Origin of the sequence: Yoonia maritima (assembly GCF_003003285.1) — a bacterium.
GTDB lineage: Bacteria > Pseudomonadota > Alphaproteobacteria > Rhodobacterales > Rhodobacteraceae > Yoonia > Yoonia maritima.
In genome coordinates, this window is sequence record NZ_PVTP01000003.1 from 107,247 (window position 1) to 130,870 (window position 23,624).

Here is a 23,624-nt window from a genome sequence, read left to right on the forward strand (position 1 = left end):
CAGCAGGTAATAATGCAGCAGATAATGATGCAGATGCTCTTCATGCGGATCGAAATAGCAGCAAAGCGATCAGTCGTCCAGCATTTCGACCATCTTAGAAATCGTATTTAGATTGCGTGCCGTCGCCGGGCCGATGCAGGATTCCATATTGGCCATCAACTTGGATCGCCCCACCCCTTCGGGCGCAAAGAACCAAACCGTCCGGTCGATAATCGCGATTTGTTCGGTTGGGGTTTTAAGACAGTCGATTTTGTCCTGATTTACGGCGGGGTCATTTAGGCACAAGAATGCGTGCACTTTGTTGCCTGCCTCATCCGGGAATGGGCAAGACGACGAAATCGCACGCATATTCATTTCTGAGAGAACCAAAACAGGCACTTCAAAGCCAAACTTTTGTTTGATGGCCCCGCTGATCTGCGCTGCGACATCAGCCGCAACGCGATCAGTTTCAAACACAAGATTTCCCGATGCGATGTAGCTGCGGACGTCCGGATCATTGGTCACCTCGGCGCATAGCTCACGTAGATCAGCCATCGGAATCTTACAGTTCCCGCCAACATTGATCCCGCGTAAGAATGCGACGAACTTTGCCATGCTTTTTCCTTTTGTCACCATCACAATGGCACGGCGACATCTCGGGTCAAGCCTCGGGCGGTTTAACTGTAGCTGACAACTTCGAATTCGACGCCGTCATCGTCATGAAAATAGAACCGGCGGCCGGGTTCGTAGTCCGCATGGCTATGCGCTTCATAACCCATCGCACGGACTTTTTCTTCAATCGTATCAAGGTTATCGACGACAACGCCAATGTGGTTCATCGCACCGCGGGTGGCATAACTAGCGTCAGATTTGGGCACTGTTTGCTTTGGGTCTTTGCCGGAATAAACAGCGACATAGCTGTCATCCCCACCGACGTGCACCGTATAGCCCGCGCCAGCCATGCCCTCGCCTTCCCAGCGGATACGCCAGCCAAATAGTTGCTCCAACATACGCGCGGTGCTTTTGGGGTTAGAGACGGTGATATTGATGTGTTCAAGACGGCTCATTTTTAGGTTCCTTTTCAGTTTGCCAATCATACGTTCAAGCAATCCACGCCGCCGGACAGATGGCAGTATGACGCTGTCATCTGTGTGCCCCCAACCAAACCCGTCATGACGAAGGGCCGCAGCAGCACGGCTATCTGAAAGATAAAATCGTTGGCTAGAGCTATACATTGGCGTTTCTCACTAGATTTCTTCAGTGATTCAGGTTGTAATTTCTCAAGTTAACTTGAGATCAAGGATTATTTTTATGGCTGAAGGTTTATCCATCGGGGACTTGGCTGAACGCACAGGGTTAGCCGTCTCTGCGATCCGGTTCTATGAAACGCATGACATCGTCAAACCCCTTAGAAACAGCGGTGGGCATCGCCGCTATGGGCGTGCGGATATCAGACGTTTATCTTTCGTGATGGCGGCGCAAACGCTCGGCTTTCCACTCGCCGAAATCGCAGAACACCTACGCGCCCTGCCCGATCACAAAGCACCCAACAAGGCAGATTGGACCCGGATCAGCAAAACCTTTCGCGCAAAAATAGATGCTCGAATCGCCGCAATGGAGGAATTGCGCGACAAATTAGACGGCTGCATCGGATGCGGATGTCTAAGCCTGAAAAGCTGCGCGTTATATAACCCGGCTGACATCAAATCACGCGAAGGTCCCGGCCCGCGAAATTTGACCAAGCTACCGACTTGACTTTGGTCGGCGTGTGTCATTCCCATGCGGAATGGAACTCTCTGAACGTATTACGAATATCACCGCTGGCGGCTCTGACGGCTGGGACACATTTTATCGCGCAAGGCGCATGATCGCGGATGGCATCCCCGTGACCGAGCTCAACATTGGTGAACATGACATTCGCACCCACCCCGATATCCTGAACGCCATGCATAGCGCGGCACTCGGCGGGCATACGGGCTACGCTGTTGTTCCCGGGACTGACAGCTTGCGCAGTGCAATTGCAGGGCGGATCCAAGCGCGAACAGGCGTGCCAACCACCGCCGCCAATATTCTAGTGACACCTGGCGGTCAGGCCGGACTGTTCGCCGCGCATAACGCTGTATGTAACCAAGGCGACACCGCGCTTTACATTGATCCCTACTATGTAACGTATCCCGGTACGATCCGCAGCGTCGGTGCTGTACCAAAGGCGATTATCACCACACCAGACACAGCGTTTCAGCCGACCCGTGCCGCGTTAGATTCGGCAGCGCCGGGTGCGAAATCTCTGTTGATCAATAGCCCTAACAACCCAACGGGTGCTGTCTATTCGCGCGCTACGATGGAAAGCATCGCCGCCACCTGCCAGCAACACGATCTTTGGCTGATCTCAGACGAGGTGTACGACACCCAAGTCTGGGACGGCGATCACATCAGCCCCCGCGCCCTACCCGGCATGGCGGAACGCACTTTGGTCGTTGGTTCAATGTCCAAAAGCCACGCGATGACCGGTAGCCGTGTTGGTTGGGTTTGCGCACCAGAGCATGTCATCAACCATCTGATTAACCTTGCCACCCATACGACCTACGGCGTTGCTGGGTTTGTTCAGGATGCGGCCGAGTTTGCGCTTGGCCAAGGCGTATCGGTCGAAGAAACCGTTGCCGCGCCGTTTCGGCGGCGGCGCGAGCTGTCACTAAGTGTTCTGGCAGGTCAGAACGCAGTTCGCGCTGTACCTGCGCAAGGAGCCATGTACCTGATGCTTGATATCCGCGCGACCGGACTATCTGGCGAAGGCTTCGCCAATGCGCTGCTGGACGCCGAACAGATCGCGGTCATGCCCGGCGAAAGCTTTGGTGCGGCAGCCGCAGGTCACATTCGGGTTGCCATGACAATTGACGATGATCGCTATGTCGCCGCCTTAAAACGGCTGGTCGCCTTTGCCTCTGAAATGGTCGAACAATAGACGCCCGATTTCAGGCGGCACGACAGTCCAGAATCGCATAAGCTGTTTTCATGCTTATGACCTTGCCAGATGACGACACGCTTTATGAGGCGCTGCTTGCCCGCGATGCGGCTTATGATGGAACCGCTTTTGTAGGGGTTTCATCAACCGGAATATTCTGCCGACTGACTTGCCCAGCACGCAAACCAAAACGCGAAAACTGCAACTTTTACAGCAACGTATCAGATTGCATTCATGCGGGTTTCCGGCCCTGCAAGCGATGCCATCCGGTCGCCCCCGCAGCACAGAACGACCCCGCGATTACCGCTTTGCTTGCGGCATTGGACAGTGATCCGGCGCGGCGCTGGTTTGAAGCTGATATTATCAGGATGGGATACGATCCTTCGACGATCCGGCGCAGTTTTAAGCGTCACTTTGGCATGACGTTTCTGGACATGGCGCGCCAAAGGCGGCTGGCCAACGGATTTACTGCGCTAGAAACCGGCAAGGTCATCGACGCGCAACTAGAGGCCGGTTTTGACAGCCCCGCTGCGTTTCGTACTGCATTCGCTAAACTGCTGGGAACCCCGCCTAACAGCTTCAAAACTGACGCCATGTTACGTGCCGCACATATCCCGACACCGCTGGGTGATATGATCGCAGTATGCGACAAACGTGCGCTGCATCTTTTAGAGTTTGCAGACCGCAAAGCCCTGCCAACCGAATTAGCGCGTCTTCGTAAACTGACTAAAGGTGATATCGGCCTTGGTCGCTTTGACACAACAGATCAGGTTGAAACCGAATTGGCTGCATTCTTTGCTGGTGAAAGTGCCACTTTTGCGGTCCCTTTGGTTCTACACGGCACGCCATTCACGCGCCAAGTCTGGAACGCTTTGCGGCAAATCCCCGCTGGAGAAACCCGAAGTTATGGTGCGCTCGCGCAAAAGATCCACGCACCGACTGCCAGCCGGGCCGTTGCCCGCGCCAATGGTGCGAACCAGATCGCACTGATCATCCCCTGCCACCGTGTGATCGGCGCGGACGGATCGTTGACTGGATACGGTGGCGGCCTGTGGCGCAAACAGCGTTTGATTGATCTAGAAAAGACATATGCACAAAGGAATTTGAAATGACCCACCCCGGAGAAATATTCCGCGCCCTCCACATCGCGGGCGACCCATTTATAATGGCTAACGTCTGGGACCGTGGCAGCGCAAAGATGATGCAGGTGATGGGTGCCAAGGCACTTGCCACCTCATCCGCCGCACATGCATTCACGATGGGGCGGCCAGACGGCGGCACCCTTACCCGAGATGAGGCGCTTGCCCACGCGAGCGAGATCCTCTCGGTCGCGACGGTGCCTGTGCAGGGTGATTTCGAAAACGGATTTGGCGATAGTCCAGATGACTGCGCCGAAACCGTACGCATGGCTGCCGAAATTGGACTTGCGGGGATATGCATCGAAGACATCATTCTTCCCGGTGATGCCCCCTATGTGTTCGACCTTGCAGTGGAACGCATTCGGGCAGCTACCAGTGCTGCGCGCGCCCTTAGCCATGATTTCGTTCTGACGGCACGGGCTGATGGTGTCATGCTTGGTGTCTATGACACAGATGAGGCAATCAAACGGCTACAGGCATTTTCTGATGCAGGGGCTGATTGTCTCTATGCGCCGATGCCGCCTAACATGGCCGATTTGGCCCGCATATGCAAAAGCGTGGACAAGCCGGTTAATGCGTTGATTGCAGGTGATTTTGCTGGGCATGGTCACGCGAAATTTGCCGCAATTGGCGTGGTCCGCATATCGCTGGGCTCAGCGCTCGCTCGGGTGACCCACCGGGCTATTTTTGATGCAACTCAGCAAATGTTTACCGGTGATTTTAGCGCGTTACAAAATGGGATCAGCGGCGACACGATCGATAAAATGCTGACCTAACAGCAAAGGCCCACAGCTTGCACTGTGGGCCTTATGGTTTGTCCGGAAAAGGCCTCAGGGACGAAGGACACCTGCCCGAACAAATACCGTCTAATCAGTGATTAGAACTGGAAGGATACGCGTGCTGCAGCAGTTGTCGCATCGATGTCTACGCCAGAACCATCGAAATCTTCGAACTGGTGCTGCAGAACTTCTGCACCAACACGAATGCTGTCGCTTACGCGGTATTCAGCACCCAGACCGGCAAAGCCGCCTGTATCGTCAGCGTCAAGCGAACCAGAAACGCGTGCTTGCGCCACACCTGCGGTGACGTATGGCAGCCAGTTACCTGCATCGTAACCTACGCGCAGTTTTGCACGTGTGATTGCGTCAACAGCAACATCTGCTGTTTCATCTTCGATTTCTGTACCGTCGATATCAAGTTCAGCACCCAGAACCCAGCTACCCATGTCGTATAGGTAACCAGCGTGCGCACCGTAGGTCAGACCATCTGGGTCTTCGGTCAGATCATCTGAATCCAACTGACCGTAACCAAGTTGGCCACCAGCGTAGAAACCTGTCCAGTCAGAACCTGTCATAACAGGTGCCGCTACTGGCACTGGGGTTGGTGCAACAGTTTCCACTGGCTCAGAAAGCCCGCCTGCAGAAGCCATACCAGCGGCCAACGCCAAAGGTGCAGCAAGGATGCTCGTGCGAACCATTTTATAAGTCGTAGTCATTTTGTTTTCTCCGTTCGTCTTGTTGTCGTCTGTGCATACAACTGCCCACGAATGGAAAAGGTTCAATAGTGCCTCACAGCTGTGTGAAGAAAGTCGGCAGCAATGAGCACAGAACGTGTAAATTCTGGCAAAACACCGCGTACTTTCAATCACTTGCGTTCACGTCACCGTGAACCAAAGGCATTTTACTTTGGGTGCAGGTTCCGTGAAGGAGCCATTTCAACTGAGTCTCCGGGCATCGCGGCTCGGCCGCCGGTGGTTGGCCGATTCACTCCGGTCGTTTTTGGCGCGGAAATCGGTAATCCACGCGCCGCACGTACCGCAAGAAATGCAAACGCCTGCGCCTCGAGCATGTCACCATCAAGACCGACATCCTCAACCGCGATCACGTCACAGCCCGTCGCAGCCTTAAGCTCATTCATAACAGTTACGTTTTTTCGCCCCCCTCCGCAGAGCAGTAACCGGGCGGGGATTTTCGGGCATTGGGTGATCGCATGTGCGACACTTTCGGTCACAGCTTTGGTCAGCGTCGCAATTGCGTCGGCATTTGAAAGACCAGTCACCGCAGCCGACAATCCTACGAATTCGTCCCGGTCAAGAGACTTAGGCGGCAGGCGCGAAAAATACGGGTTCGCCAAAAACGCCGCAATGATATCCGGTTCTGGTGTTCCTTGCGCAGCAAGCTGCCCTTCGGTGTCATACCCTATACCCAAACGCTCCTGCATTGCATCATTGATAGGCGCATTTGCCGGCCCTGTGTCAAAGGCAAGCAACGCGCCATCAGACGCTGGATCATCATATTTAGGATCAACCCAAGTTATATTGCCAACGCCACCAAGGTTTAAAAACGCAACGGGCGTATCCGCACCGATCCATTTCGCAAGTGCAAAGTGATAGAATGGTGCCAAAGGCGCACCCTGTCCGCCTTGCGCCACATCATTGGCCCGTAGATCCCAAATAACAGGAAAACCCAATTCATCAGCAAGCCGCTGACCGTCGCCACATTGGTGCGTACCACGCCCGCCCGGATCATGGGCTAACGTCTGACCATGAAAACCCGCGACATCGACGTCTGCAAAGCTAGACATAATTGCGATATGCGCATCCTCAACCACTTTTGCAGCATGCGAAACACCATCTTCGGGCCATCGTCCTAGGTGATCGCGCAAGATCAACTGTTCGGGCGCCGAATATGGGCGATAATCACTTGTGCCAAAGGCCTTGATTGTCACGCCATCGGTTTCAATCACAGCGGCATCAACGCCATCGAGTGACGTTCCTGACATCGTGCCAAGCGCCTTTACGAATCCAGTTTTCAACATACGCTTTCCCTTGCGCCTTGACCTGACTATAGAGTGCACCGTGCAAACCGCAGGAACAAGCCAATGACCTACCATCCGAAATCTGAATTTATGTCTGTCATGATGACGCGCGGCTTTCTGGCCGACTGCACAGACTATCAGGCGCTGGACGAAGCGCTGAGCAAAGGTGTTGTTCCTGCTTATATCGGCTTTGATGCCACAGCGAGTTCGCTGCATGTGGGTTCGCTGATCCAAATCATGATGCTACGCTGGCTGCAAAAAACCGGCCACAAACCGATCACGTTGATGGGTGGCGGCACGACAAAGGTGGGCGATCCTTCCTTCCGTGCAGATGAACGCCCGCTTCTTGGGCCAGAGCAAATTGACGCCAACATCGCTGGCATCAAAAAGGTCTTTGCGGCCTACATCGACTACGACACAGAGGCCCCCAATCAGGCACTCATGCTTAACAACGCTGAATGGCTGGACGAATTGAACTACCTCGATTTCCTACGGGATATCGGGCGGCATTTCTCGATCAACCGGATGCTATCATTTGAAAGCGTGAAGTCACGGCTGGACCGCGAACAGTCACTGTCGTTCTTAGAATTCAACTACATGATCCTTCAGGCCTATGACTTCCTAGAGCTGAACCGCCGCTATGGCTGTTTGCTGCAGATGGGTGGTTCAGACCAATGGGGCAATATCGTTAACGGTATCGACCTGACCCGCCGCGTGCTGGATCATGAAATCTATGGCCTGACCTCACCGCTGCTGACTACATCAGACGGTAAGAAGATGGGTAAATCCCAGTCTGGCGCAGTTTGGCTAAACGCTGACATGCTGTCACCGTATGAATTCTGGCAGTTCTGGCGCAACACCACCGATGCCGATACCGGTCGCTTCCTCAAGCTTTACACCGAGCTTCCGGTCGAAGAATGTGACCGTCTTGGCGCGCTGGAAGGCTCTGAGATCAACGCCGCAAAGATCATTCTCGCGAATGAAGTCACTACCCTGCTGCACGGTGCTGAAGCGGCAAAAGCTGCCGAAGCGACCGCACGCGAAGTCTTCGAAAAGGGTGGCGTAGGGGATGATCTGCCCACGCTGACGCTGACCGCAGATGAACTGGGTGACGGAATTTCCATCGTGCAGCTTTTTGTACGCTCTGGCCTTTCCGGCAGTGGCAAAGAGGCCAAACGCCTAATCGCGGAAAATGGCGCGCGCGTGAACGACGAACCGCTTGAAAACCCAGGTATGGTTATCGATGCGGCGGCGCTCGCGAACCCAATCAAGCTAAGTGCGGGCAAAAAGCGTCACGCGCTTGTGCAGCTGGGCTAAAGCAACAGTAAGTCTAGAACCAATAGGGCAACCCCAATTGGAAACGCAATCAGGGCGGCCACTACGGCCGCCCCTATTGTTGTTGACCGGGGCGGTGGTGCATCGATCCCAGCGACGATATTTGAATTTTGGTTGTTCCTCATGGCCGCATTAACCACGCCTTAGGTTTCGAATGGCTTAACGGTTGGCATGTCCCTGCCCCTACGCCTTCCACTGCAACAACATCCGAAATATAGCGCCGCGCTGAACCGTATCGGCGTTTCGACCGCCGTTATTGACCTGCCAGATGCAGTCCCTGTGCAAGTAATCCTACGCTTTGGCCTAAATTTCGCGGCACGCGGCCCGATCTGGCATTCCAATTGTCGTGACGTGGGTGAACTGAAGCGCTCCAGACTACGCCTAGTCAACAGCAACGGTGGTGATGCAAAGGCCCTACGTGCCGCAGGGTTCAGGCAGCTAATGACACCCGCCCATGTCGCCGAACTGGCGCTAGATCGCGGCCTAGAACGACACATGACCCAAAAATGGCGAAACATATGGCGGCGTGCGCAGCATAGCCCGTTGACGATATACAAAGAACCTTTCGACAGTGCGAAACATCAATGGTTGCTCAAAGCTGATCTTGCCCAGCAGAAACAAAAGCGTTTTCGCGCGCTCCCCCACGGGATCATTCACGGCTATTCCACGATTGCACCGAATGATGTGACAGTTTGGACAGCTAGATCGCAAGGGAACATTGTTGCCGGAATGCTTTTCATTCGACATGGCAAATGCGCCACCTATCACCTTGCTTGGTCCAACGAAGCGGGCCGCAAACACGCCGCGCACCATCGAATGTTGATCGCAGCAGCGGATGGTTTTGCGAACACGGGTGTTGTCCAACTTGATCTAGGGACGGTCGACACCCACAGCGCCCCCGGCTTGGCCCGTTTTAAGATCGGAACGGGCGCCAATATCCGCCCCTTAGGAGGGAGCTGGCTGCGAATGTTCTAGCGGGTAGCCCGGACGCACACCAACTGATAAGACTTGGAAAATAATTCAGGGGACTACTATGACGCTGCTTCAAATTACGTCGCTGCTTATTGTGCTAGCAGGGGTCTTTGGGTCCATTAATTATCTGTTTTTGCGGCTACCTGCGGCGATTGGTATTCTGGTCGTGTCGTTGCTGGCGTCATTTGGTGTGATGATCCTCGACTTTTTCGTGCCTAGCTTGGGCGTGGAAGCGGCTGTGCGTAGCACCGTCCTTAGCATCGATTTTTCGGATGCCTTGCTTGAGGGTATGTTGGGACTGTTGCTATTTGCTGGCGCGCTGCATGTGAAAATCTCGGACCTGCGCCGCGAATGGGTGCCTGTTGCACTGATGGCGACGATCGGGATCGCGCTTTCGACCACGATTGTCGGCTACGGGTTTTCATGGCTAACAGGCATGCCGATCCTAATTGCGTTGGTGTTTGGATCATTGATTTCGCCCACGGATCCCGTCGCCGTTTTGGGGGTTTTACGCGAAGCAGACCTGCCAAAATCGCTAGAAACAAAGATCGCGGGCGAAAGCCTGTTTAATGATGGTGTCGCCTATGTCGTCTTCCTGATCCTTGTTGGGTTGGCGTTTCCACACGGCGACAGCCATGGCAGCGGTGCCGCGGCAGCCGCTGAACTTTTCATTCAAGAGGCACTTGGCGGCGCGGTTCTTGGTATCGTGTTGGGCTGGCTAACGTTCCGCGTTATGCGGCTTATTGATGATTACTCGCTTGAGGTTCTGATCACACTTGGCCTTGCTTTTGGTGGCTATGAACTCGCGGTGTACCTACATGTCTCGGCCCCGATTATGGCCGTTTGCGCGGGCCTTTTGATTGGCGACGTCGGCGCCAAACACGGCATGTCCGAAGAAACACGCCAGTATGTTGATGCGTTCTGGAAGCTGATCGACGAGATCCTAAACGCTGTCCTGTTCCTGATGATCGGTGTCGAGGTCTTTGCTATTGCCTTCGACGCAAGCTTTGTTGTCACGGGCTTTGCCTCCATTGCCCTTGCGCTGGTCGCGCGCCTGGCGGCGGTGGCCGTGCCTGTATTGATGCTCAAACCGTTCCGCAGCTTTGCGTCCGGTGTCATCCCGGTCATGACATGGGGCGGGCTGAAGGGCGGCATTTCGGTCGCGCTTGCGCTGTCCCTGCCCGATAATGAATGGAAGCCCGTCATCCTGACGGCAACCTATGTCGTGGTCATCTTCTCAATCATTGTGCAGGGGCTAACCATTGCAAAGCTGGCACAACGCGTTAGCAGTGAACCAGAGTTACCCCAATGACCCACTATGTAGTCTATGACGTGTTCACCACACAGCCTTTCGGCGGCAACCAATTGGCTGTCATTCCCGATGCGGCAGCAATACTTGAAACCGACCTGCAAAAAATAGCGCGGGAATTCAACTTTTCGGAGACGACATTCGTCTATCCGCCCAGTGATCCTGCGCATACTGCGAAGGTCCGTATTTTCACGCCAACGATGGAGGTCGCCTTTGCTGGCCACCCCACCATAGGAACCGCGATTGCCCTGCGTGATCGCGGTCATACTGGCGATATGGTGCTAGAGCTTGGTGTCGGCCCGATCCCTTGTCGCTTTGACGGGGACACCGCGTCTTTCACGACTAGCGCCCCGCTTGAACGCATAAGCGAGCCTGAAACTGCGCTTGTTGCAGCAGCGCTGGGACTACCCGCAACAGCTATCACGTCTGCTACGCATAGCCCGATTCAGTGCAGTCTTGGTTTAACATTTGTCATCGCAGAACTTTCAGACCGCGAAAGCCTTGCCGCATGTGCGCCGTCCATTGACGCGATACGCAAGGGCGCAGCGAAATACCCTGCGGGTTTGGATTTCGCGATCTATGCCTATGTGCGCGATGGCAATGAGATTGATTCCCGTATGTTCGCCCCACTTGATGACATCCCCGAAGACCCGGCGACCGGTAGCGCAGCAGCAACGCTCGCCGCTCTGTTGACCGAGCAGACCCAAGCCCCACAACAGTTGTCTATCACTCAAGGCGAGGATATGGGGCGACCTTCGTTCATTACGGCTACAACCCTGCTAAAGACGCCGGTTCCGGTGACGATTAGCGGCTCTGCCGTGCGCACAATGGAGGGACAGCTTGTCTACTAACCCTAATCCCAACGCTTTGCATGCATATGACATCACGCGTGATGGCCGCGCGACGCCTGCCACCGCGATTTCAGCCCAAGTACCAGAAGACATCGCTTATCGCTGGCTTCACTTTGATTTGTCGGACCCGGGACTGGCTTCGTGGTGCGCCGACGCATTGCCGCCCCGCGCAGGGCGGGCATTGCTTGCCGCAAAAACCCGCCCTCATATGGACGATGACGAAAAAGGCATCGTGCTAACCTTGCGCGGCATCAATATGAACGAGGGACAAGATCTGTCCAGCATGGTGTCGTTGCGTATCTGGATGACGGGAAATTTGGTCGTCAGCGTACGTCGTCTAAGGGTCTTTGCTATGGACGAACTCGGCAAGAGCATTGCTAGTGGCGACTGCCCCGCCAGCTCGGCGCATATGATCTCGCGGATTACAGAAAACCTTATCGACCGCATCGAAAACGTGTCTGTCGAGCTTGAGGAACAAGCCGACGCAATGGAAGACACCGTCTATGAAGGTGGCGCGACAGAGCTACCTGACCTGTTTGACATTCAACGCACAGCGATCCGGCTGCGCCGCCATATTGGCCCGATGAAGGATACGTTGTCAGCACTAGCTGAAAATCACAGCGGCCTTATGCCCGACAATCTACGTAACCGCATGCGCGATACTGCAAACCGTGCGATGCGATCCGTGGAAGAGGTCGAAGAAGTGCGCGACCGGTTGCGTGCGCTATCTGCTCATATCGATATGACCCACGAGGCACGGGTTGCGCGGAACGGATATACTCTATCGGTTGTTGCAGCGATTTTTCTACCGCTCGGTTTTATCACCGGCCTTCTTGGTGTGAACGTAGGCGGTGTGCCAGGAACGGATCACCCTCATGCGTTTGCGATTTTGTGCCTGATCATGGTTGCATTAGGGATCGGAACTTATGCCATTTTAAGATGGATCAAATGGTTCTAATCGGACCATCGCATCTGGAAACTGCGCGTCACTGACGCTAACTAGGACAAACCCAAAAAGCCGAGACGCCTATGAAACCCACAATCCTTGATCGTTGCGAATCCAATGGCCTGCGCATGACAGAACAACGCCGGACAATCGCGGCTGTTCTAGAGGCAGCAGACGACCATCCCGACGTCGAGGAATTATATAAACGCGCATCGGCCGTTGATCCCCGTATTTCATTGGCGACCGTCTACCGCACGGTAAAGCTGTTCGAAGAATCCGGCATTTTGGAAAAGCACGAATTTGGTGATGGTCGCGCCCGTTATGAAACGGCTGATCGCGACCACCATGATCACCTGATCGACATGCACACCGGCGAGGTTATTGAATTCTTGGACCCCGAAATCGAAGCATTGCAGGAACGCATTGCGACTAAACTGGGCTATGAATTAAAGGGGCACCGCCTAGAGCTCTACGCGGTACCCATCAAAAAAGACTAGACGCCAGTCAATCCGATTTCGGATGTAAAACTAACGCGGCTAGCGTTCTGCGCAGTTGTCTTCACCATTTGCGCGTCGAGCTGCAGCGCGGTGCTGTCCCCAAAAACATTGTCGTTGCTAAGCGTTTGCACGGCCAAGTTCGGGATGCTTTCTGAATAGCGCGTGTCGGCAGCGTAATAGCCAGACACCAGCGCCTTTTCGAACGCGAGTTGGCCTACCAATAGCGCCTTTTCACCTGAAACGGCGGCTTGGGCGCTACGGAAAACTTCAAAATGTACGTGCGGCCAGCGCCCACGATATGCCCCCGGCAGGATGCTGTTGAAAGTGACCGAGCCATTCGCATCGGCAATTTGCATCCCGCGCAGATAGTTTTGATCTTCGATTTCATAGAGCGAATACTGTCTGCCCTTCGCGGGTGTTTGTGCCATCAGCTGGGAATGGGCCGTTGGTTTCTTGCGGCTGCCCGACACAGATCTCACCGTTCTCGGTGGTGCCTAAGACCTCTGGACTTGGGTTCATGGGAGACGGGCGAACACCAGCCCCTTGCGCACAGAGCGCGGCCCCAGCCACCGACAACGCCCCTGCCCCAATTAACACATTACGACGTGTTAACATACGTTTGAAATCACTTGTAAAATCGCCGTCATGGTGCGGATCATTATCGTGCTGGGACATAGGGCCTTGCTTTATTTGTTGTGGCGCTGTGTACGCAGCATCAAAGCTGATACGCATCGCCCCGGATTTTCCGGCGGGGATTCAGAAGAAAGATAACGCTATCAGTCTTTGCTTCCCTGAAAACCCCGCGTATGCCTATCGCGAAACTCTCAGAGACGAGGCCATCTAATGGACAATATCCGCGGCAGCGCGTTGATGGTGGCTGCCATGCTTGGCTTTGCCTTCGAAGACATGTTTATCAAGCTGATTGCCGATGCGCTTCATGTCGGGGAAATCCTGATCCTTTTGGGCGGTGCTGGCGGTATAGTCTTTGCCATTTTGGCACGCGCATATGGCGATACATTATGGTCACGTGATCTGCTGCAACCTGCGGTCTTAATCAGAAACGCAGGCGAAGTCATTGGGACGCTGGGTTTTGTCACGGCTATCGCACTCACCCCAATTTCTTCGGCCTCGGCCATCTTGCAGGCAACACCACTGGCCGTGACGATAGGTGCTGCCCTGTTTTTAGGGGAAACCGTCGGCTGGCGTCGCTGGCTTGCTGTGTGTATCGGGCTTTTGGGGGTTTTATTGGTTTTGCGTCCCGGCCTTGATGGATTTGACGCAAATTCCTTGTTCGCAGTACAGGGCGTCATTGGGCTAGCAATACGTGACCTCGCAACGCGGCGGGTGCCTGCTGGCGTCACATCGAGACAGTTAGCAACCTATGCATTCTTGATCCTTGTGCCGACAGGTGCCGCCGTCATGTTGGTCACCGGCACGCCAATGGTCATGCCAGAACCCATAAACATTGCGCTCCTGACTGGCGCTGTCATTGTTGGGGTAGCTGCCTATTACATGCTTGTGGCTGCGACCCGCATTGGACAACTGTCCCTCATCGCCCCATTCCGCTATACACGGCTTGTCTTTGCTTTGACGATCGGCTTTGTCGTGTTTGACGAAAACCCGGATGCGCTTACGCTACTTGGCGCTGCAATCATTGTTACATCCGGGATCTATACCCTCTGGCGCGAGGCACGACTGCGTCGTACTTCCCTTGCGTCAAAACCCGCGCTATAGAGCGTATGATACCGCTAACATCCCACTAACGGAGCACATTATGAGCACCATCATCGACATTCACGCCCGCGAAATTCTGGACAGCCGGGGGAACCCCACGGTCGAGGTGGACGTGATCCTAGAAGACGGCACAATGGGCCGCGCTGCTGTACCCTCTGGTGCCTCAACAGGTGCGCACGAAGCTGTTGAAAAGCGTGACGGCGACAAATCCCGTTACATGGGCAAAGGCGTCCTAGAAGCCGTCGCCGCCGTAAACGGTGAAATTGCTGAAGCAATCCTAGGCTTTGACGCGACAGAGCAAGTCGGCATCGACATGGCGATGATCGAACTGGATGGCACACCTAACAAAGGCCGCCTGGGCGCAAACGCGATCCTTGGCGTTTCCATGGCCGTTGCTAAAGCTGCAGCTGATTTCACCGCGCAGCCATTGTTCCGCTATATCGGTGGCACATCGGCACGCACCCTGCCCGTTCCAATGATGAACATCATCAACGGTGGTGAGCACGCAGACAACCCGATCGACATCCAAGAATTCATGATCATGCCTGTATCGGCAGCGAACATTAAAGAAGCCGTACGGATGGGTTCTGAGGTCTTCCACACGCTGAAAAAAGAGCTATCTGCTGCGGGCCACAACACTGGCATCGGTGATGAAGGCGGCTTTGCACCGAACCTTGGATCAACCCGCGAAGCGCTTGATTTCATTATGACATCTATCGAAAAAGCGGGCTACAAGCCGGGCGAAGACATTTATCTCGCGCTCGATTGTGCGGCGACTGAATACTACAAAAACGGCAAATACGAGATGGTCGGCGAAGGCGTGTCCCTGACGTCCGAGGAAAACGCGGCCTACCTTGCAAAACTGGCCAGCGACTATCCCATCATCAGCATCGAAGACGGCATGTCAGAAGATGACTGGGATGGTTGGAAGACACTGACAGACATGATCGGCGACAAGGTTCAGCTGGTCGGTGATGACCTATTCGTGACCAACCCAGCCCGTCTGGCTGACGGCATCGCTAAAGGGTCTGCGAACTCTATGCTCGTTAAGGTGAACCAAATCGGCACGCTGACTGAAACACTGCAAGCTGTCGACATGGCGCACCGTGCGCAATTCACCAACGTGATGTCACACCGTTCCGGCGAAACAGAAGACGCGACAATCGCTGACCTTGCGGTTGCGACCAACTGCGGCCAGATCAAAACCGGCTCATTGTCACGCTCTGACCGTCTTGCAAAATACAACCAGCTGATCCGCATCGAAGAGCTGCTGGGCGAAACAGCAACCTACGCTGGGCGTTCGATCCTGAAAGCCTAACTTATTAGCCCCGCTTATCTTTTTAGATTGGCGGGGCTTCTTAAATCTACTTGGCTCTGCCCCAGTAACCGGCCTAAGCTGCCCGAATGTTAAAACCCGGCTTTCACCAAATTCCGCGCGGCATGGTCGCAACTGTTGTTACTCACCTTGAGATGACAGCGCCGCCATCCACTGATACAAACCACCCCGGATTCACTTTTCTACGCCATTCGCGCGCCAACCTGGATTGGTATCGCGCGTTATTTCGGGCAGTGGGCGAAGATTGGTTGTGGTTTTCGCGGCTGCATTTGGCCGACGATGCGCTTGCCACGATATTGCACGACCCCAACTACGAAGTTTGGACAGTGCAACAGGACGGACAAGACGTAGGTTTAATAGAAATTGACCACCGTGTTCCGGTTGCCTGCGAACTTGCGTTCTTTGGACTGACGCCAACTATGGTTGGCAAAGGTGCGGGTCGCGTGATGATGGCCCACGCAATTAAGCGGGCGTTTTCACGTTCGATCAAGCGTTTTTACGTTCATACGTGTACGCTTGATAGTCCGCAGGCGTTGGGATTCTATACGCGGGCGGGATTTACCCCGACCAAACAAGAGATTGAAATCGCGCCTGATCCGCGGCTTACCGGGCACCTGCCCCGATCCGCTGGCGCCCACATCCCGGTGTTCGAATGACTGCAGAAGCCATCATTGCTAAGCTTAATCTGCAACCACACCCCGAAGGAGGATATTATCGTCAAACCTGGGTCGCAGATAACGAAGGCCGCGCAACCGGGACCTGCATCTATTTCCTTCTAAAGGCTGGCGAATCTAGCCACTGGCACAAAGTCGATGCGACCGAAATCTGGCTCTACCATGCTGGCGCACCGATTACGCTCTCGCTCGCCGAGACTGAAAACGGCCCTGCCGTTGATCACATTCTTGGACCCGATGTATTGGGCGATCAAACACCGCAAATCATTGTACCCACCGACCATTGGCAAGCCGCCCGCACCACGGGCGACTGGACTTTAGTCAGCTGTACAGTGTCGCCGGGGTTCGACTTTGCTGGATTTACGCTTGCCGAACCCGGTTTCGACATCCCACGTTAGCGATCGCCGAACAGGTCCCCCAGCCCACCTAAAACGGACCCTTCGCCCTTACTGCCGCCCGGACCGGCCGCACGCAGGATACGGTCGGCAAGACGCGAGAATGGCAAGCTTTGCAAATACACTGTGCCCGGTCCCCGAAGCGTCGCAAGGAAGATACCCTCACCTCCGAACACCATCGATTTCAGGTTGCCTGCGCGTTCAATGTCATAGGTGACGCCTGCATCAAATGCCGCGATACAGCCCGTGTCGACGCGCAACACCTCTCCAGCCTGGAGTTCACGCTTAATCACTGTTCCGCCGACATGGATGAAAGCCATCCCGTCACCGCGTAGACGCTGCAAGATAAAGCCTTCACCACCAAAGAACCCTGCCCCAAGGCGCTTTTGAAACGCGATATCAGTCGACGTACCAAAAGCCGCGCAAAGGAACGCGTCCTTTTGGCAAATCAGTTCACCGCCCACCTTGGACATATCGACAGGGATGATTTTTCCGGGATACGGCGCGGCAAAGGCCACGCGCTTTTTACCCTGCCTGTTATTGCTGAAATGGGTCAGGAAGATAGATTCGCCGGTGAGCACACGCTTACCGACATTCAACAGCGCACCCATCATGCCACTGCTTGGGGTCGTTCCATCGCCCATTTTGCTCTCAAAGCCGATTCCGTCTTCCATGTAATTCATGGCCCCTGCTTCGGCGATGACAGTTTCTTGCGGGTCCAATTCGACCTCGACGATCTGCATGTCATCGCCAAAAATCTCGTAATCTACTTCGTGACACCGCATGTGAATAACTCCTGATGAAAATAGGTACTGACTAAATGGTAGTGCGCCCTGAAATTTCAAACAACTGGCGGAAAACCTTACCATTTCCGGCGGTAATACGCTTAACGCGCGCAAAAAAAGGGGGACCGAAGCCCCCCTGTAGTCTCGTTGATCAGGCTCACTCTTTATGTACTGCCCGGTTTATTGCCTGCGGCCTGATCTACGCCGAGGACGAGCGCACCCGCCCTGGATTCTTTTACGCTGCACTGAGCACGTCAAATACTGCGGTGCATCCGTTTGCAGCGTCAGTTTCAATCGCCTTGATCGCATAGGCTGATGAAAGCTCAGACGCCCCAAGGAATGAAACTGCCGTGTTGTTCAAGAATGCGTCGGACAAAGGGCCCGCCGCATCTGTTTCAAAGCTGGCTTCCAATGTCCGGCCACGCATCCGCATGGAGTTGGCCTCGCATCTAAAACCAGCAATTTCGAAAGCAAAATCCATAATCTTGGTATTCCTTAGCTACACCCAGAGGTGCCGCCACATGTGTTACACTTCATGCATGTGCCATTACGGACCAACGTGTAGTTGCCGCATTCGCCACATGGATCGCCTTCGTAGCCTTGCATCTTGGCCTTATCGCGGGCCGAAATGCTCACAGTGCCAGTGCTGATCGCCGTCTCAGAGGTTGTTGTCTCGGATACGATGGCTTGCAGCGTGACTTCTGGATCGGTTCCGTTTGCCCGTGCAGTCGTGCCCGCACCACCCTGTAGCACCACCAGATCCTGTGGCATGCGCTTGCGCAGATAACCAGTTGAGGAAATCTGTTTCAGTACTTCCAATGACCGGGTAGCCGCGTTTTCAGTTGGCGTTTGAATGTTCGAAACGCCCTCTTCTTCGCCGCGACCAATGTCATCGAAAGATGCGCCTTCGGGTTTCACGTGCGCCAGATCGGTACGATCCAGATAGGACACAGCCAATTCACGGAAGATATAGTCAAGGATCGACGTCGCATTCTTGATGCTGTCGTTGCCTTGAACCATGCCTGCTGGCTCAAACTTCGTGAATGTGAACGCGTCAACGAACTCCTCGAGCGGCACGCCATACTGAAGCCCAACAGACACCGCGATGGCAAAGTTGTTCATCATCGCGCGGAAGCCTGCGCCCTCTTTGTGCATATCAATAAAGATTTCACCAAGGTTGCCGTCTTCGTATTCGCCCGTACGCAGGTAAACTTTGTGGCCACCGACGATGGCTTTTTGCGTGTAGCCTTTACGACGCTGAGGCATCTTTTCGCGTTCGCGGTTGCGTACCTCTTGGATGATGACCTTTTCGATCACCTTCTCGGCCAGAACTGCCGCTTTTTCCTGCGGTGTACCGCTTTCAAGTGTCTCGGCTGCATCATCATCGTCTTCGACCAAAGCAGAAGCCAAAGGCTGAGACAGTTTTGAACCATCACGGTACAGTGCGTTTGCTTTCACACCCAGTGACCAAGAAAGCTCATACGCTTTCTGGCAGTCTTCGATGGTTGCATCGTTCGGCATGTTGATCGTTTTTGAGATCGCACCAGAGATGAACGACTGCGCTGCGGCCATCATGTGGATGTGGCTGTCAACGCTTAGGTAACGTTTACCTTTTTTGCCGCATGGGTTCGCACAATCAAAGATGTGATAGTGCTCTTCCTTGAGGAAAGGCGCACCTTCCAGTGTCATTGTACCGCAGACGTGATCGTTCGCTGCTTCGATGTCTTTCTTGGTATAACCAAGGTGACGCAGCAGATCGAATGTTGGATCGTTTAGCTTTTCGTGCGGAATACCGAGCGTTTTGGTGCAGAAATCATCGCCCAATGTCCACTGGTTGAACACGAAACGGATATCGAAAGCAGAGGCAAGCGCCGCTTCGACTTTGTCGATTTCTTCCTGACCAAAACCATGACCGATCAACGAAGTATGGTTGATTGCTGGTGCCTGACCGATTGTGCCATGACCAACCGCATAAGAGATGATCTCTTCGATCTGCGCAGGGCCATAGCCCAGTTTCTCAAGCGCGGCGGGAACAGATTGGTTGATGATTTTAAAGTAACCACCACCAGCAAGCTTCTTGAACTTAACCAGCGCGAAATCAGGCTCGATCCCGGTTGTGTCACAATCCATGACCAGACCAATAGTGCCTGTTGGCGCGATAACAGACACTTGCGCGTTGCGGTAACCGTGCTGTTCGCCCAGTTCCAACGCTTCGTCCCATGCAGAAACGGCCAGTTCGATCAGACGTTGATCAGGGCAGTTTGCGTGGTCCAATGGCACAGGCTTTACGTCAAGCTTGTCATAGCCAGTTGTTTTACCAAGCGCCGCCAGACGGTGGTTCTTGATAACACGCAGCATGTGCTTTGCGTTTTTCTTGTAGCCAGGGAATGCGCCCAGTTCGCCAGCGATTTCAGCAGATGTCGCATAAGATACGCCGGTCATGATCGCAGTCAGCGCAGCACCCATGGCGCGGCCCTCTTTGCTGTCATAGCCAAAGCCCATGTTCATCAGCAGACCGCCGATGTTCGCATAGCCAAGACCCAGCGTGCGGAAGTCGTAAGACCGCTGCGCGATTTCTTTGGATGGGAACTGTGCCATCATCACAGAGATTTCCAAGGTCACAGTCCACAGACGTGTGGCGTGCATGTAATCTTCGACTTGGAACTCGCCGTTCTTGTAGAATGTCAGCAGGTTCATCGAGGCAAGGTTGCAGGCCGTGTCATCAAGGAACATGTATTCAGAACAAGGGTTTGACCCTCGGATCGCACCATCTTCTGGGCATGTGTGCCATGCGTTGACTGTGTCGTGGTACTGGATGCCCGGATCGGCACAAGCCCATGCAGCGTGACCGACTTGTTCCCACAGATCGCGTGCTTTGATGATCTTTGCGACTTCGCCGTTTTTACGGTTGATCAGTTTCCAGTCGGCGTCTTTTTCAACGGCCTCGAGGAATGCGTCTGTCACACGGATCGAGTTGTTCGAGTTCTGACCAGAGACAGATGAGTAAGCTTCCGAATCCCAATCTGTGTCGTAAGTTGGGAATTCAATGCTTGTGTGACCCTGCTTTGCATAATCCAACACGCGCTTGATGTATGTCTCAGGGATGGCGGACTTTTTCGCAGCGCGAACAGCTGACGCCAAAGATTCGTTTGTCTTGGTGTCGTAAGCGCCCTCTTCAGAGCCATCCCACGCTTTGATCGCAGCAAAGATATCGTTCAGATAGCGTTCGTGCATCTTGGAACCTGCTACGATGCTCGCAACCTTTTGCTCTTCGATGACCTTCCAGTTGATGAATTCTTCGATATCGGGGTGATCCGCATCGACGATAACCATCTTAGCCGCGCGGCGTGTCGTGCCACCTGACTTGATCGCTCCAGCCGCACGGTCACCAATTTTCAGGAACCCCATAAGGCCAGATGACTTACCACCACCTGACAATGGCTCGCCTGCGCCACGCAAAGACGAGAAGTTCGTACCAGTGCCAGAACCGTATTTAAACAAACGCGCCTCGCGGACCCATAGGTCCATGATGCCGCCTTCGTTCACAAGGTCGTCTCCGACCGATTGGATAAAGCAAGCGTGCGGCTGTGGGTGCTCGTAGCTAGAGGCTGACTTGGTCAGCTCGCCTGTTTGGTAATCTACATAGTAGTGACCCTGTGCAGGACCATCGATACCGTAGGCCCAGTGCAGGCCAGTGTTGAACCACTGTGGGCTGTTTGGCGCAGCACGCTGAGTCGCCAGCATGTAACGCATTTCGTCAAAGTAAGTGCGCGCATCTTCCTCAGACGAGAAATAGCCGCCCTTCCAACCCCAATAGGCCCATGCGCCAGCCAAACGGTCGAAAACTTGCTTTGCAGATGTTTCGCCACCGAATGTCGCGCCTTTGGCAGGGACAGAGCGCCACAGGAATTCAGGAACACCCTTTTCTTTGACTTTCTTTAGCTCTGAAGGAACGCCAGCTTTGCGGAAGTATTTCTGCGCGATAACGTCAGATGCAACTTGGCTCCAACCACCCGGAATTTCACATTCATCCAGTTTAAAGACCACTGTGCCGTCAGGGTTACGAATCTCGGACGTTGTTGTCTTGAATTCGAGCGCTGCGTACGCGTCTTCCCCTGACTTTGTAAAATTACGTTCGATTTTCATCTGTCTGCCCCTGTTTATCGACATTGCTGACGTTGCAGCAAAAAACTTGATCCCAACCGCCTGCGCGATACCTAATATGTGCTTCCCGTGGGTTCATTTTGGCCGACCACAACCGTTCTGGCCAAAGGCCAAACCTGTGTTGGGATAACGTAAATGGCCTATGGCCTACCTGTTGAACCGCCCCCGGTAACCAGCACTACATCTTGTGTATCGCCGATCTGCCCGCACAAACTGACGCATCTAGCCCTAGTGGGTCAACGGATTTTTAACACAAAATACGGATTAAAACGGTTGACGGCTCTATTCCGCCAGCCTCTTTCTCGCCGAAGTGATTCATCCACCAAATTGTCCACAGAAGGTTAATGAAACGGCGATTTCGGAAAGCCCTTTGGTTCGGCTAACTTAGTCAAAATTTCTCACACAACGGATGAAGTTTTCCACCGCCCCGGCCCGATCGTGTTAATCTTTATGATCAAATATTTAGCGCGGCTAAAACGACACAGCAGCCCGGAGGCTGCTGTCGTTATATTCACTACTTTTCAGTTGAATGGTCGGGGCGGAGAGATTCGAACTCCCGACCCTCTGTTCCCAAAACAGATGCGCTACCAGGCTGCGCTACGCCCCGACAAGCGCTTCTCTAAACACAGTGAACTGATTTGAAAAGACCTAATTTGAACTCTTTTCGTCACAAGGCAAAATAGCCTGAAAACCAAAGCTCGGATGCTGTAAAATACTTCCAACTTCGATCCCAAGACGCGACGAAAGCCCGCCATTTATCTCTAAAACGTATTGAATACCGTCCCCACCGGGAATCGGTGTGGTGTCTAAGGGAATCGCATTTTCATGAATCGCGAGAATTTCACCCGACGGAGAGGCGAATAACATATCTAAAGGAATCAATGTGTTCTGCATCCAGAAGCTCACACTTTGGGGTTGTTCATATACGAACAACATTCCAGACAGTGTAGGTAGATCTTCGACGAACATCAGCCCTTTGGCGCGTTCATCTGGGTCATCGGCGACATCCACATTAAAATGTGCCTGCCCCCAATCCCCGCTTACCGTCACCTTGTTTACGTCACAAACAGCCCATGCCGACTGCGACGCGCTTATTATACAAAAAGCAACGGCCCAAACTTTCACTTGGCTGCTATCTCCCAGCCAACGACCTCTATCGCCATACGACCGCGTTCACCATCTACCAGGCGAAGGCCAATTGCCTCTCCCGATTGTAAATCCGACAGCCCTGACCTGCGTAAGACTTCGATGTGAATAAACACGTCATCATTATTGCCAAAGATATTCGCAAAGCCAAAACCTTTTGCCTTATCGAACCACTTCACACGCGCCGGCTCGATATCGCGCTTTGCAATGTCGTAGGGCGAAAACTCTGCCATGTCTTTTAAAGGCACAGCTGTTTCCGCCTGCGGCGGCGTGATTGTAAGAACTTCGGTCGCTTGAAGACCCCGCTGGGTATCTTGAACGACGATCTCTATATGAGATCCATCAACAACCGAACCCTGACCATAATTGCGCAGCACATTGGCGTGCAACAAAATATCAGATCCACCCTGGTCAGCAACGACAAAGCCAAATCCTTTAGCCGGATCGAACCACTTTACCAATCCCGTTACACGCCGTTGGTCACTAGCACCCTGCGTTTCCATTACGTATTCCCCTCAGGCACGACATACATCGCCCCTGTCTTCCTCAATTTATCCTGATCTGCACCATGAAACCAAAACGA

25 protein-coding genes and 1 tRNA gene are annotated in these 23,624 nt (G+C 53.9%); 14 read left to right on the top strand and 12 right to left on the bottom strand.

The annotated features are described in order from the left end of the window. Positions 1–69 precede the first annotated feature (69 nt). Together CLV80_RS05180 and CLV80_RS05185 are read right to left on the bottom strand one after the other, a co-directional pair. Positions 70–594 carry a DUF1697 domain-containing protein gene (locus CLV80_RS05180; RefSeq protein ID WP_165793328.1) on the bottom strand — a complete coding sequence of 175 codons (525 nt, stop codon included), beginning with the start codon at positions 592–594 and terminating at the stop codon, positions 70–72. Between the two features lie 62 nt (positions 595–656). Then, entirely contained in the window at positions 657–1,046 is a 390-nt protein-coding gene (locus CLV80_RS05185) for a VOC family protein (protein WP_106356138.1), read from the bottom strand. A gap of 244 nt (positions 1,047–1,290) precedes the next feature. Between CLV80_RS05185 and soxR the strand changes: the two genes are divergently transcribed. From soxR to CLV80_RS05205, 4 genes are read left to right on the top strand one after another with little or no spacing between them, the layout of a single operon-like run. Beyond that, positions 1,291–1,734: a redox-sensitive transcriptional activator SoxR gene (gene soxR, locus CLV80_RS05190; protein ID WP_106355581.1), complete on the top strand. Its 444-nt coding sequence runs from the start codon at positions 1,291–1,293 to the stop codon at positions 1,732–1,734. A gap of 31 nt (positions 1,735–1,765) precedes the next feature. After that, complete coding sequence (locus CLV80_RS05195; RefSeq protein ID WP_106355583.1) at positions 1,766–2,941, top strand: pyridoxal phosphate-dependent aminotransferase; 1,176 nt, start codon at positions 1,766–1,768, stop codon at positions 2,939–2,941. Positions 2,942–2,991: 50 nt separating this feature from the next. Continuing rightward, complete coding sequence (locus tag CLV80_RS05200) at positions 2,992–4,053, top strand: bifunctional transcriptional activator/DNA repair enzyme AdaA (RefSeq protein WP_106355585.1); 1,062 nt, start codon at positions 2,992–2,994, stop codon at positions 4,051–4,053. Continuing rightward, positions 4,050–4,856 (top strand): isocitrate lyase/PEP mutase family protein, encoded by an 807-nt coding sequence (locus CLV80_RS05205; protein ID WP_106355587.1) that lies wholly within the window; start codon positions 4,050–4,052, stop codon positions 4,854–4,856. Before CLV80_RS05200 ends, CLV80_RS05205 begins: the two co-directional genes overlap by 4 nt. 101 nt (positions 4,857–4,957) lie before the next feature. Here the strand turns inward: CLV80_RS05205 and CLV80_RS05210 are convergent, their stop codons facing one another. After that, positions 4,958–5,575 (bottom strand): outer membrane protein, encoded by a 618-nt coding sequence (locus CLV80_RS05210; protein WP_106355589.1) that lies wholly within the window; start codon positions 5,573–5,575, stop codon positions 4,958–4,960. A 185-nt stretch (positions 5,576–5,760) separates the two neighbouring features. Beyond that, entirely contained in the window at positions 5,761–6,897 is a 1,137-nt protein-coding gene (locus CLV80_RS05215) for an anhydro-N-acetylmuramic acid kinase (protein ID WP_106355591.1), read from the bottom strand. A 63-nt stretch (positions 6,898–6,960) separates the two neighbouring features. On the opposite strand from CLV80_RS05215, the gene tyrS reads away from it, so the two are divergent. From tyrS to CLV80_RS05245, 6 genes are all read left to right on the top strand, one after another. Next, positions 6,961–8,214, top strand: coding sequence for a tyrosine--tRNA ligase (tyrS, locus tag CLV80_RS05220; protein WP_106355593.1), 1,254 nt, complete (start codon positions 6,961–6,963; stop codon positions 8,212–8,214). 189 nt (positions 8,215–8,403) lie between these two features. Beyond that, a complete protein-coding gene (locus CLV80_RS05225; RefSeq protein ID WP_106355595.1) occupies positions 8,404–9,207 on the top strand; it encodes a GNAT family N-acetyltransferase in 804 nt (267 codons plus the stop codon). A 58-nt stretch (positions 9,208–9,265) separates the two neighbouring features. Then, complete coding sequence (locus CLV80_RS05230) at positions 9,266–10,516, top strand: cation:proton antiporter (protein WP_106355597.1); 1,251 nt, start codon at positions 9,266–9,268, stop codon at positions 10,514–10,516. Further along, the gene (locus CLV80_RS05235) at positions 10,513–11,364 is read left to right on the top strand and encodes a PhzF family protein (RefSeq protein ID WP_106355600.1); all 852 of its coding nucleotides are present in this window, start codon (positions 10,513–10,515) and stop codon (positions 11,362–11,364) included. Before CLV80_RS05230 ends, CLV80_RS05235 begins: the two co-directional genes overlap by 4 nt. After that, complete coding sequence (locus CLV80_RS05240) at positions 11,354–12,322, top strand: CorA family divalent cation transporter (protein WP_165793329.1); 969 nt, start codon at positions 11,354–11,356, stop codon at positions 12,320–12,322. Before CLV80_RS05235 ends, CLV80_RS05240 begins: the two co-directional genes overlap by 11 nt. Positions 12,323–12,393: 71 nt before the next feature. After that, complete coding sequence (locus CLV80_RS05245; RefSeq protein WP_106355604.1) at positions 12,394–12,807, top strand: Fur family transcriptional regulator; 414 nt, start codon at positions 12,394–12,396, stop codon at positions 12,805–12,807. On the opposite strand, the gene CLV80_RS05250 is transcribed toward CLV80_RS05245, so the two are convergent. Further along, positions 12,804–13,235 carry a peptidase associated/transthyretin-like domain-containing protein gene (locus CLV80_RS05250; protein WP_133169754.1) on the bottom strand — a complete coding sequence of 144 codons (432 nt, stop codon included), beginning with the start codon at positions 13,233–13,235 and terminating at the stop codon, positions 12,804–12,806. The two genes, CLV80_RS05245 and CLV80_RS05250, sit on opposite strands and share 4 nt — an antisense overlap. Continuing rightward, complete coding sequence (locus CLV80_RS05255) at positions 13,192–13,482, bottom strand: hypothetical protein (protein WP_133169755.1); 291 nt, start codon at positions 13,480–13,482, stop codon at positions 13,192–13,194. Before CLV80_RS05255 ends, CLV80_RS05250 begins: the two co-directional genes overlap by 44 nt. A gap of 168 nt (positions 13,483–13,650) precedes the next feature. Between CLV80_RS05255 and CLV80_RS05260 the strand changes: the two genes are divergently transcribed. The 4 genes from CLV80_RS05260 to CLV80_RS05275 all read left to right on the top strand — a co-directional run bounded on the left by CLV80_RS05260 (position 13,651) and on the right by CLV80_RS05275 (position 16,949). Then, positions 13,651–14,541: a DMT family transporter gene (locus tag CLV80_RS05260; RefSeq protein WP_106355610.1), complete on the top strand. Its 891-nt coding sequence runs from the start codon at positions 13,651–13,653 to the stop codon at positions 14,539–14,541. A 40-nt stretch (positions 14,542–14,581) separates the two neighbouring features. Then, positions 14,582–15,859 carry a phosphopyruvate hydratase gene (gene eno / locus CLV80_RS05265; RefSeq protein ID WP_106355613.1) on the top strand — a complete coding sequence of 426 codons (1,278 nt, stop codon included), beginning with the start codon at positions 14,582–14,584 and terminating at the stop codon, positions 15,857–15,859. Between the two features lie 86 nt (positions 15,860–15,945). Further along, a complete protein-coding gene (locus CLV80_RS05270) occupies positions 15,946–16,533 on the top strand; it encodes a GNAT family N-acetyltransferase (protein ID WP_106355614.1) in 588 nt (195 codons plus the stop codon). Then, positions 16,530–16,949: a cupin domain-containing protein gene (locus CLV80_RS05275; protein ID WP_106355616.1), complete on the top strand. Its 420-nt coding sequence runs from the start codon at positions 16,530–16,532 to the stop codon at positions 16,947–16,949. The genes CLV80_RS05270 and CLV80_RS05275 overlap by 4 nt, the downstream gene beginning before the upstream one ends. Here the strand turns inward: CLV80_RS05275 and CLV80_RS05280 are convergent. The 6 genes from CLV80_RS05280 to CLV80_RS05305 form a co-directional block, all read right to left on the bottom strand. After that, positions 16,946–17,731, bottom strand: coding sequence for a TIGR00266 family protein (locus tag CLV80_RS05280; protein ID WP_106355618.1), 786 nt, complete (start codon positions 17,729–17,731; stop codon positions 16,946–16,948). The genes CLV80_RS05275 and CLV80_RS05280 overlap by 4 nt on opposite strands. A 235-nt stretch (positions 17,732–17,966) precedes the next feature. Further along, a complete protein-coding gene (locus CLV80_RS05285; RefSeq protein ID WP_106355620.1) occupies positions 17,967–18,212 on the bottom strand; it encodes a hypothetical protein in 246 nt (81 codons plus the stop codon). A gap of 14 nt (positions 18,213–18,226) precedes the next feature. Further along, on the bottom strand, positions 18,227–21,877 hold the full coding sequence (locus CLV80_RS05290; protein ID WP_106355622.1) for a vitamin B12-dependent ribonucleotide reductase: 3,651 nt from the start codon (positions 21,875–21,877) through the stop codon (positions 18,227–18,229). Positions 21,878–22,425: 548 nt separating this feature from the next. Next, positions 22,426–22,502 (bottom strand) — tRNA-Pro (locus CLV80_RS05295). A gap of 41 nt (positions 22,503–22,543) precedes the next feature. Further along, entirely contained in the window at positions 22,544–23,020 is a 477-nt protein-coding gene (locus tag CLV80_RS05300; protein ID WP_243394434.1) for a DUF192 domain-containing protein, read from the bottom strand. Continuing rightward, positions 23,017–23,544: a cold-shock protein gene (locus tag CLV80_RS05305; protein ID WP_106355624.1), complete on the bottom strand. Its 528-nt coding sequence runs from the start codon at positions 23,542–23,544 to the stop codon at positions 23,017–23,019. The genes CLV80_RS05300 and CLV80_RS05305 overlap by 4 nt, the downstream gene beginning before the upstream one ends. Positions 23,545–23,624: the final 80 nt, after the last annotated feature.

What these genes read in the sequence shown, in the direction of transcription:
- CLV80_RS05180 (WP_165793328.1), bottom strand. Translation starts at nt 594, where the DNA reads ATGGCAAAGTTCGTCGCATTCTTACGCGGGATCAATGTTGGCGGGAAC.
- CLV80_RS05185 (WP_106356138.1), bottom strand. Translation starts at nt 1,046, where the DNA reads ATGAGCCGTCTTGAACACATCAATATCACCGTCTCTAACCCCAAAAGC.
- soxR (WP_106355581.1), top strand. Translation starts at nt 1,291, where the DNA reads ATGGCTGAAGGTTTATCCATCGGGGACTTGGCTGAACGCACAGGGTTA.
- CLV80_RS05195 (WP_106355583.1), top strand. Translation starts at nt 1,766, where the DNA reads ATGGAACTCTCTGAACGTATTACGAATATCACCGCTGGCGGCTCTGAC.
- CLV80_RS05200 (WP_106355585.1), top strand. Translation starts at nt 2,992, where the DNA reads ATGCTTATGACCTTGCCAGATGACGACACGCTTTATGAGGCGCTGCTT.
- CLV80_RS05205 (WP_106355587.1), top strand. Translation starts at nt 4,050, where the DNA reads ATGACCCACCCCGGAGAAATATTCCGCGCCCTCCACATCGCGGGCGAC.
- CLV80_RS05210 (WP_106355589.1), bottom strand. Translation starts at nt 5,575, where the DNA reads ATGACTACGACTTATAAAATGGTTCGCACGAGCATCCTTGCTGCACCT.
- CLV80_RS05215 (WP_106355591.1), bottom strand. Translation starts at nt 6,897, where the DNA reads ATGTTGAAAACTGGATTCGTAAAGGCGCTTGGCACGATGTCAGGAACG.
- tyrS (WP_106355593.1), top strand. Translation starts at nt 6,961, where the DNA reads ATGACCTACCATCCGAAATCTGAATTTATGTCTGTCATGATGACGCGC.
- CLV80_RS05225 (WP_106355595.1), top strand. Translation starts at nt 8,404, where the DNA reads ATGTCCCTGCCCCTACGCCTTCCACTGCAACAACATCCGAAATATAGC.
- CLV80_RS05230 (WP_106355597.1), top strand. Translation starts at nt 9,266, where the DNA reads ATGACGCTGCTTCAAATTACGTCGCTGCTTATTGTGCTAGCAGGGGTC.
- CLV80_RS05235 (WP_106355600.1), top strand. Translation starts at nt 10,513, where the DNA reads ATGACCCACTATGTAGTCTATGACGTGTTCACCACACAGCCTTTCGGC.
- CLV80_RS05245 (WP_106355604.1), top strand. Translation starts at nt 12,394, where the DNA reads ATGAAACCCACAATCCTTGATCGTTGCGAATCCAATGGCCTGCGCATG.
- CLV80_RS05250 (WP_133169754.1), bottom strand. Translation starts at nt 13,235, where the DNA reads ATGGCACAAACACCCGCGAAGGGCAGACAGTATTCGCTCTATGAAATC.
- CLV80_RS05255 (WP_133169755.1), bottom strand. Translation starts at nt 13,482, where the DNA reads ATGTCCCAGCACGATAATGATCCGCACCATGACGGCGATTTTACAAGT.
- CLV80_RS05260 (WP_106355610.1), top strand. Translation starts at nt 13,651, where the DNA reads ATGGACAATATCCGCGGCAGCGCGTTGATGGTGGCTGCCATGCTTGGC.
- eno (WP_106355613.1), top strand. Translation starts at nt 14,582, where the DNA reads ATGAGCACCATCATCGACATTCACGCCCGCGAAATTCTGGACAGCCGG.
- CLV80_RS05270 (WP_106355614.1), top strand. Translation starts at nt 15,946, where the DNA reads ATGTTAAAACCCGGCTTTCACCAAATTCCGCGCGGCATGGTCGCAACT.
- CLV80_RS05275 (WP_106355616.1), top strand. Translation starts at nt 16,530, where the DNA reads ATGACTGCAGAAGCCATCATTGCTAAGCTTAATCTGCAACCACACCCC.
- CLV80_RS05280 (WP_106355618.1), bottom strand. Translation starts at nt 17,731, where the DNA reads ATGCGGTGTCACGAAGTAGATTACGAGATTTTTGGCGATGACATGCAG.
- CLV80_RS05285 (WP_106355620.1), bottom strand. Translation starts at nt 18,212, where the DNA reads ATGGATTTTGCTTTCGAAATTGCTGGTTTTAGATGCGAGGCCAACTCC.
- CLV80_RS05290 (WP_106355622.1), bottom strand. Translation starts at nt 21,877, where the DNA reads ATGAAAATCGAACGTAATTTTACAAAGTCAGGGGAAGACGCGTACGCA.
- CLV80_RS05305 (WP_106355624.1), bottom strand. Translation starts at nt 23,544, where the DNA reads ATGGAAACGCAGGGTGCTAGTGACCAACGGCGTGTAACGGGATTGGTA.